The sequence below is a fragment of the Shewanella sp. genome (genome assembly GCF_051658185.1).
Classification (GTDB): domain Bacteria; phylum Pseudomonadota; class Gammaproteobacteria; order Enterobacterales; family Shewanellaceae; genus Shewanella.
The window spans coordinates 1-2,170 of sequence record NZ_JBOFMC010000264.1; the positions used below are offsets into that span (position 1 = coordinate 1).

Annotated in this window: 3 protein-coding genes; 2 read left to right on the top strand and 1 reads right to left on the bottom strand. The window is 51.3% G+C overall.

The window, feature by feature from the left end:
* Positions 1-23 precede the first annotated feature (23 nt).
* On the top strand, positions 24-134 hold the full coding sequence (locus ACRCZA_RS10150) for an IS3 family transposase (RefSeq protein WP_438674324.1): 111 nt from the start codon (positions 24-26) through the stop codon (positions 132-134).
* 206 nt (positions 135-340) lie between these two features.
* Complete coding sequence (locus tag ACRCZA_RS10155; RefSeq protein WP_438674322.1) at positions 341-1,537, top strand: ATP-binding protein; 1,197 nt, start codon at positions 341-343, stop codon at positions 1,535-1,537.
* Positions 1,538-1,664: 127 nt separating this feature from the next.
* Here ACRCZA_RS10155 and ACRCZA_RS10160 read toward each other — a convergent pair whose 3' ends face one another.
* Positions 1,665-2,081, bottom strand: a complete 417-nt coding sequence (locus tag ACRCZA_RS10160) for an RNA-guided endonuclease InsQ/TnpB family protein (protein ID WP_438674323.1) — start codon at positions 2,079-2,081, stop codon at positions 1,665-1,667.
* Positions 2,082-2,170 lie beyond the last annotated feature (89 nt).

Genomic DNA, 2,170 nt, shown 5'->3' on the forward strand with positions numbered 1-2,170 from the left:
GCCCACCACCTAGCCGAATGGAGATGAAAAATCGACTATTTGAGTACATGGAAATTGATTACAACCAAACGCGCATGCATAGTGCGCTAGATTACCAAACCCCGCTCGAGTTCGAGCTTAAACACGCCGCTTAATGACGTGTCCAGTTTGGGGGATCAGATCACATCTTCTCATCACGTGAAAAGCCGCAAGCGCGCAAACATTGGATACTGAAGAGGGGTGCACTATAGAACTAAGCGGGACGTAACAAATAACACCCGAGCTTGGTCTTCTTGTAACTTATATTTAAGTTATGTATGTTTATTGAAAAATAATAAACATACATAACTTTGGTATATCTATGGATCCAATAACCAACCCTTACTCTCCTGGTGCAGGTTCGCCTCCACCGGAGCTTGCTGGCCGTGATGAGATACGGGAACGGGTAAGGATCAGCATCGCGCGATTAAAGGCCGGGCGGGCAGCTAAAAGTGTTCTAATGGTAGGTTTGCGTGGCGTAGGTAAAACCGTATTACTTGATCGAATGCGCCTTGATGCCGAGGCAGCAGGGGTCCACACAATTCGTATTGAAGCCCCTGAAAATCGCTCCTTGCCTGCCCTGCTCGCCCCCCAACTCCGTTTATCATTGCTTAAGCTTAGTCGCATCGATGCCGCAAGAGACTTGGCTCAGCGAGGTTTACGCGCCTTGGCAGGCTTTGCGCAATCATTAAAAGTGACATTCCGTGATATCGAGGTCGGACTTGATTTTGAAGCAGAACCTGGCCTAGCAGATAACGGTGATTTAGAGGGGGATCTCACCACCTTGCTTGAGCAAGCGGGCATGGCCGCTCAGTCGGCCAACTCAGCCTTAGTGATTTTTATCGATGAACTCCAATACGTCGAAGAGTCCCAACTATCGGCTCTTATCTCGGCCTTACATCGATGTGCGCAATCGCGCTTGCCTGTCACAGTGGTCGGTGCTGGCTTGCCGCAACTAAGGGGGCGAGCCGGCAATGCGAAATCGTATGCTGAACGGCTTTTCGATTTTCCACAAATTGGTGCGCTGTCCGAGGAGGAAGCAACGGTTGCCATTGTAAAACCAGCACAAGACGAGGGGGTTGAATACCAAGCTGAGGCTGTTAGGAGCATTGTCATTAAAACAAGGGGTTATCCTTATTTTCTTCAAGAGTGGGGGAACCACGCTTGGGACGTTGCCACGCAAAGTCCGATCACCGCATTGGATGTGGAGCAAGCATCAGGTGAAGCCATTGCGGCTCTTGATGAAAGTTTTTTCCGTGTCCGCTTCGAACGCTTGACGCCAGCCGAGAAAAAATATCTTCGCGCGATGGCTGAGCTCGGTCCTGGTCCACATAGGTCCGGTGATATTGCAACCAGCCTAGGCAAACAAGTTCAAGCTTTTGGCCCAACGAGAAATAGCCTGATAGCTAAAGGCATGATTTGGAGTCCAAGCCATGGCGATACCTCTTTCACCGTGCCGCTGTTTGACGAATTCATGAAAAGAGTGATGCCCGGCGATGACTGGAATAGCGCGCTTTGACCGTGACGGCACGTTGTCGTTTGCAGCGATAAACGTTACCGCGCTTATATCCCCGCCCTAGAAGGACGGGGTTTTACGCGCATTCAGGTGACTGCTCCCCGCCGCAAGCGGCGAGGCTTCCCACCTCTTAGGCCGCTACTGCCGAATTGGCAGATTTACTCTGGCCTCCATGGGTAGAAACGACGTGTCCCGCCGCCTTTAATTCCAATATGCCTTGTTGCTGGATATTCATGGCCGCGTTGATATCGCGGTCATGCTCCGCACCACACGCCGGACATGCCCAGTTCCGCTGATGCAGTGGCATATCCAGCATCGTGTGGCCGCAGGCATGGCACAGTTTCGAGCTGGCAAACCACTGATTGAGTTTAATCAGGTGGCGACCCGCCGCTTGCGCCTTGTATTCCAGCTTCATGATGAAACCATACCAGCCCGCATCGCCGATGGCTCGGGCCAGTTTGTGGTTTTTCATCATGTTCGCTGATTTCAATGTCTCAACCCGACATTCCGCACCTGATTTAGGAATAAATTTGTCGGTAGCGTTCACCCAATACAGCCAAAATAATCTGCTGGTCTCCGGTTAGCTCCGTTATCTGTGGCGGGGCTTCTCCCTGTCGATACTCATGAATGCCACCA